Raw genomic sequence first — 13,384 nt, forward strand, 5'->3', positions numbered from 1 at the left:
ACGATTTCCCGCGGTCTGACCAGGGGTCTTACCGATGGGGGGAGGAACGATCGATCATGAAGACTGGGTTGCGGTTCGCCCTGCTGGGGCCGGTCAGGGGATGGCGCGGTGACGCGGAGCTCGACCTCGGCGCACCCCAGCAGCAGGCGTTGCTCGCCTTCCTGCTGTTACGCGAGGGCGAGGCGGCGTCGATCGACGAGATCGTGGACGCGCTGTGGGGGGAGCGGCCGCCGGAGAGCGCGCGGGCCGTCGTGCGTACCTATGTGTGCCGGCTGCGCCGTGTCGTGTCATCCGGCGAGGACGACGATCGGGTGATCAGGTCGTCCGGTTGCGGTTACGTCATCTCCACCGGCACGGTGTCCGTGGACTGGCACACCTTTCTCGGGCAGGTGCGGGAGGCGCAGGCCGTACGGGCTCGGGGGAATGCGGCCGAGGCGGCCGGCCTGCTGCGCGGCGCCCTGCGGCTGTGGCAGGGCCCGCCTCTGGGCGGGGCCCGCGGCGACTACGTCGACCAGGAGCGGACCCGTCTGGTCCAGCGCCGGGTCGCCGCGCTGGAGGAGCGGCTGTCGCTCGACCTGGAGCTCGGCCGGCACGCCGAGGCGAGCGAGGAGCTGGCCGAGGCCGTCGCCGCCGAGCCCATGCGCGAGCGGCTGCGCGAGCTGCAGATGGTCGCCCTCTACCGGTCGGGCCGGCAGGCGGAGGCGCTGGGCGCCTATGACGAGGTACGGCGGTTGCTCGCGGCGGAGCTCGGCATCGACCCCGGCACCGGCCTGCGCGAGCTGCACCAGCGCATCCTGCGCGCGGACCCCGGACTCGACCCGCCGGTGCCGGGCCCGGGACCGGTCGTCGCGCCCGAGCGGCCGCCCGCCCAGTTGCCCGCCGCGCCACCCGGCTTCGTGGGCAGGGAGGCGGAGCTGGCCGCCGTCCACGACACGCTCGGTCCCGGCGGGTGGACGCCGGTGGTGGCGATCACCGGGCTCGGCGGGGTGGGGAAGACCGCGCTGGCCGTCCAGGCGGCGCACGCGATGCGGGACCGGTTCCCGGACGGCCAGCTCTACGCCGATCTCGGAACGTCCGCCGGTCGCCCGGCGGACCCCGCCGAGGTCCTGGGCTTCTTCCTGCGCTCCTTCGGCGTGCCGGGGGATCGGCTGCCCGACCGGCTCGAGGAGCGGGCGGCGCTGTGGCGAACCGTGCTGGCCGACCGGCGGGTGCTGATCCTGCTGGACGACGCCGGCGACGCGGACCAGGTACGCCACCTGCTGCCGGCGGCGCCCGGCTGTGCCGCGATCGTCACCACCTGGCGGCACCTGATCGACCTGCCCGGCGCCCGCTGGATCGGGCTCGACGCCCTGCCCCCGGCGGACGCGCTGGAGCTGCTGGCCCGGCTGGCCGGCCACGGGAGGGTCCTCGGGCACCGGCAGGACGCGGTCGAGCTGGTCGATCTGTGCTCGTACCAGCCACTGGCCGTACGCGTGGCCGCGGACCTGCTGCAGGCCCGGCCGCACTGGACGGTGCGGCAGGTCCGCATGCGCCTGGAGGACGACCTGTACCGGCCCGCGGGCGCGAACGACGGCTGCGCGCTGATCGAGGCGCCCTTGCTGCTGGCCCAGAGCCGGCTCGATCCGCAGCAGGCCACGGCCTTCCGGCTCGCCGCGCTGCCCGACTACGGCGAGCTGACGGCAGAGTCGGTCGGGGCGCTGCTCGGCCTGCCGCGACCGCGGGCCCACCGGCTGCTGGAGTCGCTGGTCGACGCGCACCTGCTGCTGGCCGGGCCGGGCGGGACCTACCGGTACCACGGCCTGGTCAAGGCGTTCGCGAGGCGGCAGGCGTGGGCGTGCGAGGGCGTCGAACAGTGCGACGCCGCGCTGAGCCGGCTGCTGAGGCACCACTCACGGCGACCGGCGGTCCTGCCCATGGGCTGATCCGCCGTCGAGTTTGGCGGTGAGGGCCGCCCTGGCCTCGGTCCGGGAGTCGTAGAGGCGTTCCAGGGCGGCCCGCCAGCTCGACCTGGCCGCGCCGGGATCACCGGCGGCATCCAAGGCGTCGCCGAGCCGCTCCAGCACCAGAGCGTCGTGGTCACGACCGTGCCAGCTCTGGCCGTCGCCCAGCGCCAGGGACCTGCGGTAGTTGTCGATCGCCGCACGGTGCTCTCCCAGGAGGTGATGCGCCCAGCCGATGGTGTAGAGGACGAAGCTCTGGCCGACCACGTTGGTCTGCAGCTTCAGCGATCGCCGGCTGTACGCCAGGCCCGCGCGCGGCTCGCCCAGCCGGATCAGCACCCAGCCCACCGCGTTCAGGGCACCGGCCTCCTCGAACGGGGTCGCTCCCTCCTGGCGGGACAACACGAGGCAGCGCCGCGCGTGGCGCAGCGCCTCCTGATAACGGCCCTGCCGGTCGTGCAGGCGGGTCAGTTCGAGATGGGCGACGGACTGGCCCTTCACGTCCCCCAGTTCGGTGAACAGGCTCAAAGCACGCCGGTAGGCGTCGTGCGCCTCGCCGGGCAGCCCGGCACGCGTGCACGCCGACGCCAGGGCGTGCAGGGCGTGGGCGTGCATGCGCGGGTCACCGAGCCGCTCCGTGGCCCGCACCGCGGTCCGCGCCAGCGCCAGCACCCGCTCCGCGGGGCGCATCAGGATCAGGTACGTATGCGCCGACCAGGCCAGATGCGCGACGTGGTGGTCGAGCCCGAGCCGGGCGGCGTGCTCGACGGTGGCGAGGACGGCATCCTCCTCGGCGCCGAACCAGGCCAGCGCCCGGACCGTGTCGTCGATCGGGTCCGGGGTGACGCCGTCCTGCGGCTCGGGGAAGGGAATCGTGTTCTGGCCCGGTTTGATCAGCTCCGAGCAGCGGTGCGCCGTACGGAGGTAGTGGTCCAGCAGCCGGTGCAGTGCGGCGCTGACATCGTGATCCGCCTCCTCCTCGGCCGCCGTCTCGGCGGCGTACGCGCGGATCAGGTCGTGGAACGTGAAGCGGCCCGGCACGTGCTCGGTGAGCAGGTGGGCGGCGGTGAGCTCCAGCAGCGGCGGGCGCACGCCGGAAAGGCTCAGGCCGGCCAGGCCGGCCGCGGCCGACGCGCTGATGTCGGGCCCCGGCGCGGTGCCGAGCAGCCGGAACAGCCGGGCCGCCGCCGGGGTGAGCGCGCGGTAGGACCAGGAGAACACCGCCTGCGGGGCCGCCGTCGCGTCGAAGCCGGTGAAGCCGTCCAGGTTGCCGCGCGCCTGGCGCAGCTCGGTCGCGATGGACGCCAGCGTGAAGGACGGGTGGGTCAGAGCGCGGGCGGCGACGGCGACCAGCGCGAGCGGCAGCCCGCCGCACAGGGACAGGATCTGGGCGGTCGCGTCCGGCTCCGCCTCCACCCGCGCCGCGCCCAGCCGGGCACGCAGCAGGTCGGCGGCCTCGCGGGGCGGCAGCGGTTCCAGGACCAGCGGGTGGGCGCCGGCGAGCCCGTCGAGCCGGTTGCGGCTGGTCACGATGACGAGGCAGCCGGGAGACGCGGGCAGCAGCGGGCGTACCTGCCGGGCGTTCCGGGCGTTGTCGAGCAGCAGGAGCATTCGCCGTCCGGCGACGCGGTCGCGGAACAGCGCGGCCCGCGCCTCCACGTCGACCGGGATCTCCTCCGCTGCCACGCCGAGGCCGGCCAGGAGCGCGTCCAGTGCCTCACCGGCGCTCATCGCCTGGTCGCTGGGGTGGAAGCCGCGCAGGTTCAGGAACAGCTGCCCGTCGGCGTAGTGGTGGGCGACCTGATGCGCCCAGCGCACGGCCAGGGTGGTCTTGCCGATGCCGCCCATGCCGTAGATGACCCTGACCTGCGCGGCGTCCGGCCCGGCGTGGTCCTCCTCCGGAGTCGGCAGCTGGGCCAGCTCCGCGTGGCGCCCCTCGAAGACCGGCGGATCGGCGGGCAGCTGGGCGGGCCTGGCCACGCTCGCCCACGCCCCGGGCTGGGCGGGTCCGGTCATGCTCAGCCGCGCTGCGGGCCCGGTCATGCTTGCCCGCGCCCCTGGCTGGGCGGCTGGACGGCGCAGCACGTCCTCTCCCGCGGCCGTCAGCTCCGGCCCCGGGTCGATGCCCAGATCCTCGGCCAGCCGGGCGCGGACCTGGAGATAGTGGTCGCGGGCCGCGCTCCGGCGGCCGGTCGCGGCCAGCAGCTGAACCAGCCGGGCCTGCAGCAGCTCGTCCAGCGGCTCCCGCTCGGCCGCCGCCCGTACGGCCGGCAGCAGCGGCGCGGGCCTGCCGACGGCCAGCGCGTAGTTGGCGGCCACGCCCACCGTCGCCGCGTACTCCCGGTCCAGGGCGACGAACACGGGCCGGGCACGGACCGCGGGCGGGATCCCGGCGGCCACGGCCCCCTGCCACAACCCCAGCGCCCGCACGTAGTGGTCCACCGCTTCGGCGGGCCGATCCTCGGCGGCGGCCGCGCGGGCCCGCGCCACCTGCTCCCGGAACAGGAGAAGGTCCGCGGCGGCCGCGTCCACGGCGAGCCGGTAACCGCCCGCCGCGGGCAGCAGCCACCGGCCCGCCTCCCGCGCCGGCAGCCCCGGCTCCAGCGCCCGGCGCAGCCTTCCCACGTTCCGATGCAGCACGTTGAGCGCGGTGGGCGGCGGGTCCTGCCCCCACAGGCCGTCGACCAGGTCATCGACGCCGACGGGCTGTCCCGCGGCGGCCAGCAGCAGGGCCAGGAAGGCACGTTGCTGCGGCCCGCCCAACCGGACCTCGCGCTCCTCCCGCAGCACGCGCACCGGGCCCAGCAGCGTGAACCACATCCGCTCGGTCAGGAGAGGTCACCGCCTTTCTCCGCCTATCAGGTGCAGATCGCGTTGACCTTGTCCAGAGCGGCCTTCATGTTGGTCCGCACCTCCTGCAGTTCGGCCAGGGCCGCGTCCTTGTCGGAGGGGTCGATCTGGGCGTTGGTGAAGGTGTCGGCCATGCCGTTCAGGGCCGTGGCGAGGTCGCCTTCGGCCTTCCCCGCGAGTTCCTTGACCTTGGCGCCGATGTCGGCGTTCAGCTTGTTCATGCTCGCGGCGTCGCCGGCCGCGGATTGCGCCTGCGTCGTGTAGTCCTCGTAGAGCTTGAACGTCTCGGTGCACACTTCGGCGTTCCCGCCGCCACCGCAGGCACTCGCGGACCCGGAGAGGGCGATGCAGGCCGCGGCGGCGGCGAGACCTCGGCGGAGAGGGGTGCGGAACATGGTTGCCTTCCTCGGTCGGCGGCAAAGGCGAATGACGCCGACCGTAGGACGCGGTCGTCTACCGCGGATTGACGCCGCGCATACGCGGAGGGCTCCTAGCGCGCCGGCCGCCTGTAGGTGAACGTGCCCTCCGCCGTCAGCTCCGTGACGAGGTGGTGGTCGGGGGAGAGCCCGCAGGCCGGATCGGTACGGCTCGCGTCGCCGGTCAGCGCGTACGCCTGGCAGCGGCAGCCGCCGAAGTCGAGCGTCTTGCGCGGGCAGCTCGCGCACGGCTCGCGCATCCAGCCGGTGCCCCGGTAGGCGTTGAAGGCGGGCGAGTGCTCCCAGATCCAGCCGAGCGAGTGATCGCGGGCGCTGGGGAGGTCCAGCGGCAGGTCGTACGCCGCCGGGCAGGGCAGCACGCGGCCGTCGGGAGCGACGGTGATCGAGATCGCGCCCCAGCCGCCCATGCAGGGTTTGGGCACGCCGTCGAAGTAGTCAGGGATCACCCAGATCAGCTCAACATCTGTCTTTTCCCGATATTTCTTGACTACGGCCTCGGCGCGGGCGAGCTGTTCCCTGGTCGGCAGCAGCGCGGACCTGTTGAGCAGCCCCCACCCGTAGAACTGGGTGTTGGCCAGCTCGATGCGCTCCACGCCCCACGCCAGCCCGAGCTCGATGATCTCGCCGACGGCGTCCAGGTTGGCCCGGTGCAGGACCACGTTGAGCCCGAGTGGCAGGCCGCTCGCGACCACCGCTGCGGCGGCCCGTTCCTTCTTCGCGAACGACGAGACCCCGGCGATCCGGTCCGACTCCGGCGCCGTGGCCGACTGGACCGACAGCTGCACGCTGCGCAACCCCGCCGCCGCGAGCTCGCCCGTCCTGCGCTCGCTCAGCCCGACGCCGCTGGTGACCAGCTGCGTGTAGACGCCCGCGCGGTCGGCCGCCGCCACGATCTCCGCCAGGTCGGGTCTCAGCAGCGGCTCGCCGCCGGACAGATGCGCGTGCACGACGCCCAGCGCCGCCGCCTCGCCGAATATCCGCCGCCACTCGCCGGTGTCCAGCTCGCTCGACCTGGCCGCCAGCTCGGTCGGGTTCGAGCAGTACGGGCAGCGCAGCGGGCACGCGTGCGTGAGCTCGGCCAGCATGGCCCAGGGGGCGCTCACCGGAGCCAGCCCTCGGCCCGGACCCGTTCGAGGAACTCCACGACGTCGGGCTCCGCGCCCTCGGGCAGCTCGGCGACGATGTCCGCCACGGTCCGCGCGCCGTCGCACAGGGCGACGATGGCCGCGGCCTCCGTGTTGAGCACGACGATCCGCTCGGGCACGATCAGCAGGTCCGCCCCGCGTACGGGGTCGTGGCGCAGCATGGCCGAGCGGGACAGCACCGGGCGCCAGGTCATCGGTACGCCCCGTCCACGGCGTCGAGCAAGGACCACAGGAGGTCGCACTTGTAGGCGAGCGCCGCGACGGCCTTCTCCTGATCGGCGCGCGTCCGCGCCCAGTCGAGCACCAAGGTCAGAGCCTCGCCGCTGTCCTGGCGGCCCTGGGAGACGCGTACCTGGAAATATCGCAGTCCGTCCGGGTCTATCCACTGGTAGTGCCGTTCGAAGGCGGCGATCCTCGTACGCATGAGGTCCGGGGCGAACAGCTCGGTCAGCGACGCCGCGACGGCCTCCAGCGCGGAGCCGTTGCGGCACAGGTTCACGTAGCCGTCGACGGCCAGCCGCACGCCGGGCAGCACGCCCTCGCCCGACAGCAGCAGCGACCGCTCCAGCCCCGCCGCCTCGCCCAGGCGCAGCCACCGCTCGATACCGCCCTCGCCGGGCGCGGCGCCGTCGTGGTCCTGGATCCTGCGCAACCACATCCTGCGCAGCTCGGGCGTGGTCAGCTTGGCCAGGATGAACGCGTCCTTGACCGGGATGTGCCGCTGGTAGTGGAAGCGGTTGAGTATCCAGCCCCGCAGCTCGTCCCGGGTCAGCTCACCCGCGTGCATGCGCTGGTTGAACGGGTGCAGGTGGTGGTAACGCTTCTCCGGTACGGCCCGCAGCTCGGCCTCGAAGCCGTTCAAAGGTCGATCACCATCCCGTCGGCGGCCACCTCGATCCCCAGCTCGGCGAGCACCTCGTGCTGCTCGGCCGCCGGGTCCACGAGGGGGTTGGTGTTGTTGAGGTGGGTGTACAGGCGGCGGCCGGGCAGCTTGGAGAGCCGTTCCATGGTCGCCTCGATCGGCAGGTGGCCCATCTGGGTGGCGGTCCTGGCGGAGATCCCGGTACGGCGGGGCTCCTCGTCGTCCCAGAACGTGCCGTCCACGATCACGCACGCGGCCTGCCGGAACGCCTCGTCCAGCTCGTCCGGCCACACCCCCATGGCGGGGGCGTACACCAGCGGCCCGAGGCGCAGCGCCGACACCCAGCCCGCGGCTTCGGGGGAGCCGGCGGCATACCGGGGACGCTTGCCCGACACCGGGATGGTGGCGGCGTCGGCCCAGGTCAGCTGGAGGTAGGGGCGCAGGAGCTCGGCGAAGGGGTGCAGCGCGTCCCGTACGACCGGGGTGGAGCGCACCTCCAGCGCGGCGGCCTCCCTGAGCCTGAGCAGGCCGATCGTGTGGTCGAGCTCGGCGTCGGTGAGGATCACGCCCTTCAGCGGCGACTCGCGGGGGCCCGGCCCCGGGCGCAGCCACGCGCACGACTCGATCTGCTCGGCGATGTCGGGCGTGGCGTTGACCACGTAAGCGCCGTCGTCGAGCTGGACGGCCAGGCTGGCGTGACGTCGGCGGCGGCCCGGATGGGCGCGCGCCCCGGAGCAGCCGGGGCACGCGCAGTTCCACTGGGGCACGCCGCCACCGGCCGCGGTGCCGAGCACCTGCAGTCGCATGGCGGCGCCCGGTTACCGGGTGGCCAGGAAGTACGCGGTCATCTCCATCGATGCCTCGACGACCTGGTAGTCGGGCTTGTGCCAGGTCGTCTCCTCGCCGCGGGTCCTGACCTTCTTCTCGTGGATCCTGCGAGGCTGCTTCTTGCCCTGCTCTTTCGGCTGGGACATATGAGTACCTGCCTTCCGTAGGGTGTTACAACCGATATGACCCTGTGAGATGGCGGACGTCAATGCCTTAGATCGGAGCTATATCGCCGATTTCCGGAAACTTTCCGGGCGTGGGCGTGTCCGACGGGATCGTTCATCCGATGTCTCGCCATTCGGTCGGTGAAGCCGCCCGATCGCCAAACGAAGTTCGTCTCGTTCGCGCGGTCGCGCCGATTTCCGGCCGTTCGTTCGGGCCGAGGGGCCTGCGCACCGGCGTATGGCGGACGCTTGAGCCCTGATGCCGCTCGACCGGAGGGACCGGAGCCGTGCCCGAACTCGACCACGAACACGTCGCCATCCGCACCGGCCCGCGCTCCGGGCTGCCGGTGATCGTCGCCGTCCACTCGACGGCGCTCGGCCAGGCGGTCGGCGGATGCCGCGTCTGGCGCTATGCCGACTGGCGCGACGGGCTCGCCGACGCGCTGCGCCTGTCGGCCGGCATGACCGCCAAGTGCGCCGTGGCCGGGCTGGCCAACGGCGGCGGCAAGACCGTCGTCGCCGTGCCCGAGGGCACCGAGCTGGATCCGGCGCTGCGCCGCAAGCTGCTGGAGGACGTGGCGGACGCCGTCGCGTCTCTGGACGGCACGTACGCGACCGGTCCTGACGTCGGGACGAGCCCCGAGGACATGGCGGTCATCGGCGAACGTACCGCCCACGTCTTCTGCCGGCCGGTGGAGCAGGGAGGCAGCGGCGACTCCTCACCGGCCACCGCGCTCGGCACGCTGGCGGCCCTGCGCGCCGTACGCCACCGCCTCCACGGCACCTCGGCCCTCAAGGGCGCGCGCGTGTCGCTGGTGGGACTCGGCAGCGTGGGCCTCCGCGTGGCCGGCCTGCTCGCCGAGGAGGGAGCCGAACTCCTGGTCAGCGACATCGACCCCGCCAAGCGGGCCCCGGCCCGCGAGCTCGGCGCGACCTGGACCTCGCCCGGGGAGGCCCTCACCGCCGAGGTCGACCTCCTCGTCCCGGCCGCGCTCGGCGGCATCCTCACCGAGGACGTCGTACCGGAGCTGCGCTGCGCCGCCATCGCCGGGCCCGCCAACAACCAGCTCGCCACCGAGCCCGTCGCCGACCTGCTGCACGAGCGCGGCATCGTCTGGGTGCCGGACTACGTCGTCAGCGCGGGCGGCGCCGTCAACGCGCTCGCCGTGGAACTGCGTCACGAGAGCCCCGAGGAGGCCCGCGTACGCGTCGAGGCCATCGAGCACACCGTCACCGAGCTGCTCCACGAGGCCGAACACCGGAACGTCACCCCCGCCCGGGCCGCGACGGACCTGGCCCGCCGCCGCCTCGACGCAGCCCGGGCGGGACGGCCCGTCGGATGAGCCCGTGCCGTGCGTCCTGAGCGATCGGCCGCCCGGGTCACTGCCAGGCCAGCGAGCCCCGGGTCGCCCAGTAGGTCTCGGGATCCTCGGCCAGGGCGGCGAGCCGCTCGTCCAGGTCCGGGTCCCAGGCGATGCGGACCGCGGCGAGATTGCTGTGGAGCTGCTCCACCGACGCGGCCCCGCTCAGCACCACGCCGGCCCACGGCCTGGCCAGGATCGCGGCCAGGGCCAGAGCGTCCGGGGTGAGGCCGCGTTCCCGGGCGGCACGGGCGAGCGCGTCCGGGGCGGCGTGGGCGGTCAGGCGGCCGTTGGCCACGCCCTCCTTGACGATCACCCCCAGCCCGGCGCGATGGGCCCGGTCCAGGGCCGGGCCGGCGGCCGGTTCGAGCAGGTTCCAGGTCGCCTGGACCGTGTCGAACAGGCCGAGCCCGACCGCCCGGTCGATGGTGTCCGCCTGACGCGGCCCGGTCGTGGACAGGCCGACCGACACGCCGGAGGCGCGCAGCTCGCGCAGCCCGGCGAGGACGTCCCGGTCGTCGAGCACCCCGCTCTCCAGGGTGGCCGAGTGGATCTGGTACAGCGACAGGTGCTCGCCCAGCAGCTCCCGCGTCTCGTCGAGCTGCCGTCGCAACTGCCCGGCGGACAGCTCTTTCACCTCGTGCCGGTCGGCCTGCATCCGCCAGTCGCCGACGTAGGCGTACCCCCACTTCGACCCCACGGTCACCGCCCCGGGCGCGATGGCGCGCTCGCGCAGCCAGCCGCCGAGGAACTCCTCCGCCCGGCCGTAGGAGCGGGCCACGTCGAAGTACCGCACCCCGGCCGCCAGCGCCGCGTCCAGGACCGCCCAGCTCCGGGCCCGCATCGCGCCGACGCTGCGATCACCGCCGAGGTCCTCCTCCCGGCCGAGCGTGATGTACGCCGGCCGGCCCAGCGCGGCCAGCCCGATCCCCACGGGTGTCACCCGCAGCCCCGTGTGGCCCAGCTCGCGCACACCCATCCCGTCCCAGCTCTCCGCAGTCATGCCGCCAGTTGACCACACACGCCGGGATCGGCTGCCGACGGGCCCCGGCCCGTACAAGGTGATCAGCCGCCCGTGCCCAGGCCCGCGTCCCTGGCCCGGGCGACGGCTTCGGCGCGGTCGGCGACCTGCAGCTTGGTGAAGACGTTGGACACGTGGTTGCGGACCGTCTTGTCCGACAGGAACAGCCGCTTGGCGATGGCGGCGTTCGTCAGCCCGCGGGCCACGAGATCGAGCACCTCGCGCTCGCGTTCGGTCAGCTCGGGGAACGGCATGGTCGCGGCCCGGCCGCCGGAGGCGAACCACGACAGCACCCGTCCCGCGATCGCCGCGCTGAAGACCACCTCGCCGCTGCCGACGGCCCGCAGCGCCCGCGCGATCTCCTGCCGGTCGGCGCCCTTGACGAGATAGCCGCGCGCGCCCGCCCGCATCGCCGCGAACACCGAGTCGTCGCCGTCCAGCATCGTCAGGACCAGCACCGCGATCTCCGGGCGGTGCCGGACGATCTCGCGGGTGGCGTCGATGCCGTTGAGCGCCGGGCCGCCGTCACGCGCGGGCAGGTTGAGGTCCATCACCACGATGTCCGGCGTCAGCTCGGCGGCGAGCCGGACGGCTTCGTGCCCGTCGGGCGCCTCCCCGACCACCTCGACGTCCGGCAGGGCTTCCAGGGCGGTGATGAGTCCCTCCCGGTAGAGCGGATGGTCATCGACGACGAGCACCCTCACGCGGGCACCTCCTCGGTCAGCTCGATCTCGCCTCGCGTGTGCAGCGGCAGGCGGGCCTCGACGCGGGTTCCGGCGCCGCCGGTCCCGGCGCCGATGGTCAGGTCACCGCCGAGTTCGCGCGCCCTGGCCCGCATGGACGCCACCCCCATGCCCGGCACCGGCGCCGTCGGCATGCCGCGGCCGTCGTCCTCGACCACGACCCGCAGGTCGTCCGCCTCGCGCCGCAGCTCGACCCGGGCCGTGGCCGCGCCCGCGTGGCGGGTGGTGTTGGTCAGGGCCTCGGCCACCATGCGGTACGCGGCGACCTCGACGGCGGCCGGCGCCGGCTCCAGGGGTTCGGCGATCTCGACGTCGATCCGCAGGCGCGCGCCGGCGAACCGACCGGCCAGCTCGCGCACGGCCGACGGCAGGCCGAGATCGTCGAGGGCGGGCGGGCGCAGGCCGTGCACGATCCCGCGGACGTCGTCCACCGCCCCGCGCAGCCGCGGCACCACCTTGTCCAGCAGCCGCGTCGCCGCCGCCCGGTCCTCGCCGATCAGGTCACGGGCGGTCTCGGCCTGCAGCGCCGCCGCGGCCAGCAGGGGGCCGAAGCCGTCGTGCAGCTCCCGGTAGAGCCGCCGCCGCTCCTCCTCCCGCGCGGTGACGAGCTGCTTGCGCGAACGCACCAGGTCCCGCGTCAGGGCGACCGTGTGCACGGCCACCCCGGCGGACGCGGCGAGCGAGGCCAGCAGCCTGCGCTCGGCCCGGCTCAGCCCGTCGGCGCGGTGGCCGACCAGCATGGTGCCGACGTCGGCACCGCCGTAACGTAGGGGCAGGCGTTCGGTCTCCGCCACGGGGCTCCCGTGCGCGACGCGCTCGCCGTCGGCCAGCTCGATCGCCACGTACGGCAGGCGCATCGTCGAGGCCACCGTGCGGGTCATCTCGGGCAGCAGCTCGGCGCCGACCACGTCCGCGTCGCGGGCGGCGTCCAGGCGCCGGGCGATGCCGGCCAGCACCGCGTACGGGTCCTCGCGCTGGCCGTGCACCAGCCGGTTCACCCGGCCCCGCAGCAGGCCCTCCAGCGGGCGGCCGGCCAGCGCCACCACCGCCACGGCGACCAGCGGCGCGCCGGTCGAGCGCCCGAGCAGGCCGCTCAGGACGTCCACCAGCGCGGTGTAACCGACCAGGGCGCACAGCAGGAGCAGGGTGTAGCGCAGCGACCGGCTGACGACCACGTCGACGTCCCACAGCCCGTACCGCATGGCCGCCACCAGGCACCCGAGCGGCAGCGGCAGCATCGCCGCCGCGGTCACCACCGGGCCGAGCGGGAACCCCAGCCCGAACAGCACCACCGTGGCCGCGAACCCGAGCCCGATCCACTTGAGCTGCTGCCGCTGCGACAGGCCGCCCTCGCTCCATCGGAGCCACAGGCACACGAGCGCGAACGCCAGCGCGGCCGCCGGAACCGCGTTCACCGCCAGCCCCAGCCACGGCGGCAGCCGGTCCACGCCGACGGGATTGCGCAGGTAGGTGCCGATCAGGCTGGGCGCGTCCACGGTGTAGCCGGTCCTCGCCGCGTCCACGCTCGCCGCCAGCACGCCGGCCGCCGCCAGCCACATCGCCGGGCGCCAGCCGCGCCCCAGCAGCCGCCCGTCGGGCAGCAGCAGCGGCAGCACCAGGGCGATGAGGGCGAACCCGGTGCGCCACGTCCAGTTTCCGACCCACAGCGCGGCCTCGGCGCCCGGCAGCGGGTGCCCGATCGCCAGCGCGTGCACGGCGTACTGGGGGCCGGCGAAGCTGATCGCCTGGAGGAGACCGATCGCCAGCAGCAGCCAGCCGATGACGAGCCGCGGGCGCGCGCCGGCGAGCCAGGCGCCCATCAGGCCGTATGAGCAGGCGGCCGTCGCGCTCATCGGCCACCACGCCATGAGATCGGGGTTGCCGGGCGTCTGCCCGTCGGCGACGTGCAGCACGATGCCGGCCGCGGTGAGGCCCAGCGTGAGGGCCGCGCCGGCGGCGGCGCCCGCCTTGGCCTGCCTGTCGCGTGGTGACACGGCGCCATTGTGCCCGCCGCGCGTGCGCAGGTCACGGGA

12 protein-coding genes are annotated in these 13,384 nt (G+C 74.3%); 2 read left to right on the forward strand and 10 right to left on the reverse strand.

Annotation, left to right across the window (positions count from 1 at the left end):
* Positions 1 to 56 precede the first annotated feature (56 nt).
* On the forward strand, positions 57 to 1,922 hold the full coding sequence (locus tag ACWEPL_RS32635) for a BTAD domain-containing putative transcriptional regulator (RefSeq protein ID WP_452438450.1): 1,866 nt from the start codon (positions 57 to 59) through the stop codon (positions 1,920 to 1,922).
* Here ACWEPL_RS32635 and ACWEPL_RS32640 read toward each other — a convergent pair.
* From ACWEPL_RS32640 to pqqA, 7 genes are all read right to left on the reverse strand, one after another.
* Positions 1,890 to 4,760, reverse strand: coding sequence for an AfsR/SARP family transcriptional regulator (locus ACWEPL_RS32640; RefSeq protein WP_452438451.1), 2,871 nt, complete (start codon positions 4,758 to 4,760; stop codon positions 1,890 to 1,892). The two genes, ACWEPL_RS32635 and ACWEPL_RS32640, sit on opposite strands and share 33 nt — an antisense overlap.
* Positions 4,761 to 4,798: 38 nt before the next feature.
* Positions 4,799 to 5,185, reverse strand: a complete 387-nt coding sequence (locus tag ACWEPL_RS32645; protein ID WP_363978293.1) for a hypothetical protein — start codon at positions 5,183 to 5,185, stop codon at positions 4,799 to 4,801.
* Between the two features lie 95 nt (positions 5,186 to 5,280).
* On the reverse strand, positions 5,281 to 6,330 hold the full coding sequence (gene pqqE / locus ACWEPL_RS32650) for a pyrroloquinoline quinone biosynthesis protein PqqE (protein WP_452438452.1): 1,050 nt from the start codon (positions 6,328 to 6,330) through the stop codon (positions 5,281 to 5,283).
* A complete protein-coding gene (gene pqqD / locus ACWEPL_RS32655) occupies positions 6,327 to 6,566 on the reverse strand; it encodes a pyrroloquinoline quinone biosynthesis peptide chaperone PqqD (RefSeq protein ID WP_350723348.1) in 240 nt (79 codons plus the stop codon). Before pqqD ends, pqqE begins: the two co-directional genes overlap by 4 nt.
* Positions 6,563 to 7,234 (reverse strand): pyrroloquinoline-quinone synthase PqqC, encoded by a 672-nt coding sequence (gene pqqC / locus ACWEPL_RS32660; RefSeq protein WP_452438453.1) that lies wholly within the window; start codon positions 7,232 to 7,234, stop codon positions 6,563 to 6,565. The genes pqqD and pqqC overlap by 4 nt, the downstream gene beginning before the upstream one ends.
* Positions 7,231 to 8,040 carry a pyrroloquinoline quinone biosynthesis protein PqqB gene (pqqB, locus tag ACWEPL_RS32665; protein WP_452438454.1) on the reverse strand — a complete coding sequence of 270 codons (810 nt, stop codon included), beginning with the start codon at positions 8,038 to 8,040 and terminating at the stop codon, positions 7,231 to 7,233. Before pqqB ends, pqqC begins: the two co-directional genes overlap by 4 nt.
* A 12-nt stretch (positions 8,041 to 8,052) precedes the next feature.
* The gene (gene pqqA / locus ACWEPL_RS32670; RefSeq protein ID WP_225963807.1) at positions 8,053 to 8,208 is read right to left on the reverse strand and encodes a pyrroloquinoline quinone precursor peptide PqqA; all 156 of its coding nucleotides are present in this window, start codon (positions 8,206 to 8,208) and stop codon (positions 8,053 to 8,055) included.
* 305 nt (positions 8,209 to 8,513) lie between these two features.
* Here pqqA and ACWEPL_RS32675 point away from each other — a divergent pair, with 305 nt between their 5' ends.
* Positions 8,514 to 9,569, forward strand: a complete 1,056-nt coding sequence (locus ACWEPL_RS32675; protein ID WP_452438455.1) for a Glu/Leu/Phe/Val dehydrogenase dimerization domain-containing protein — start codon at positions 8,514 to 8,516, stop codon at positions 9,567 to 9,569.
* Between the two features lie 37 nt (positions 9,570 to 9,606).
* Here the strand turns inward: ACWEPL_RS32675 and ACWEPL_RS32680 are convergent, their stop codons facing one another.
* The 3 genes from ACWEPL_RS32680 to ACWEPL_RS32690 all read right to left on the reverse strand — a co-directional run bounded on the left by ACWEPL_RS32680 (position 9,607) and on the right by ACWEPL_RS32690 (position 13,345).
* On the reverse strand, positions 9,607 to 10,590 hold the full coding sequence (locus ACWEPL_RS32680) for an aldo/keto reductase (protein WP_452438456.1): 984 nt from the start codon (positions 10,588 to 10,590) through the stop codon (positions 9,607 to 9,609).
* Between the two features lie 62 nt (positions 10,591 to 10,652).
* Positions 10,653 to 11,312: a response regulator transcription factor gene (locus ACWEPL_RS32685; protein WP_350723338.1), complete on the reverse strand. Its 660-nt coding sequence runs from the start codon at positions 11,310 to 11,312 to the stop codon at positions 10,653 to 10,655.
* Complete coding sequence (locus tag ACWEPL_RS32690; RefSeq protein WP_452438457.1) at positions 11,309 to 13,345, reverse strand: sensor histidine kinase; 2,037 nt, start codon at positions 13,343 to 13,345, stop codon at positions 11,309 to 11,311. Before ACWEPL_RS32690 ends, ACWEPL_RS32685 begins: the two co-directional genes overlap by 4 nt.
* Positions 13,346 to 13,384 lie beyond the last annotated feature (39 nt).

The sequence above is a fragment of the Nonomuraea sp. NPDC004186 genome (genome assembly GCF_053603495.1).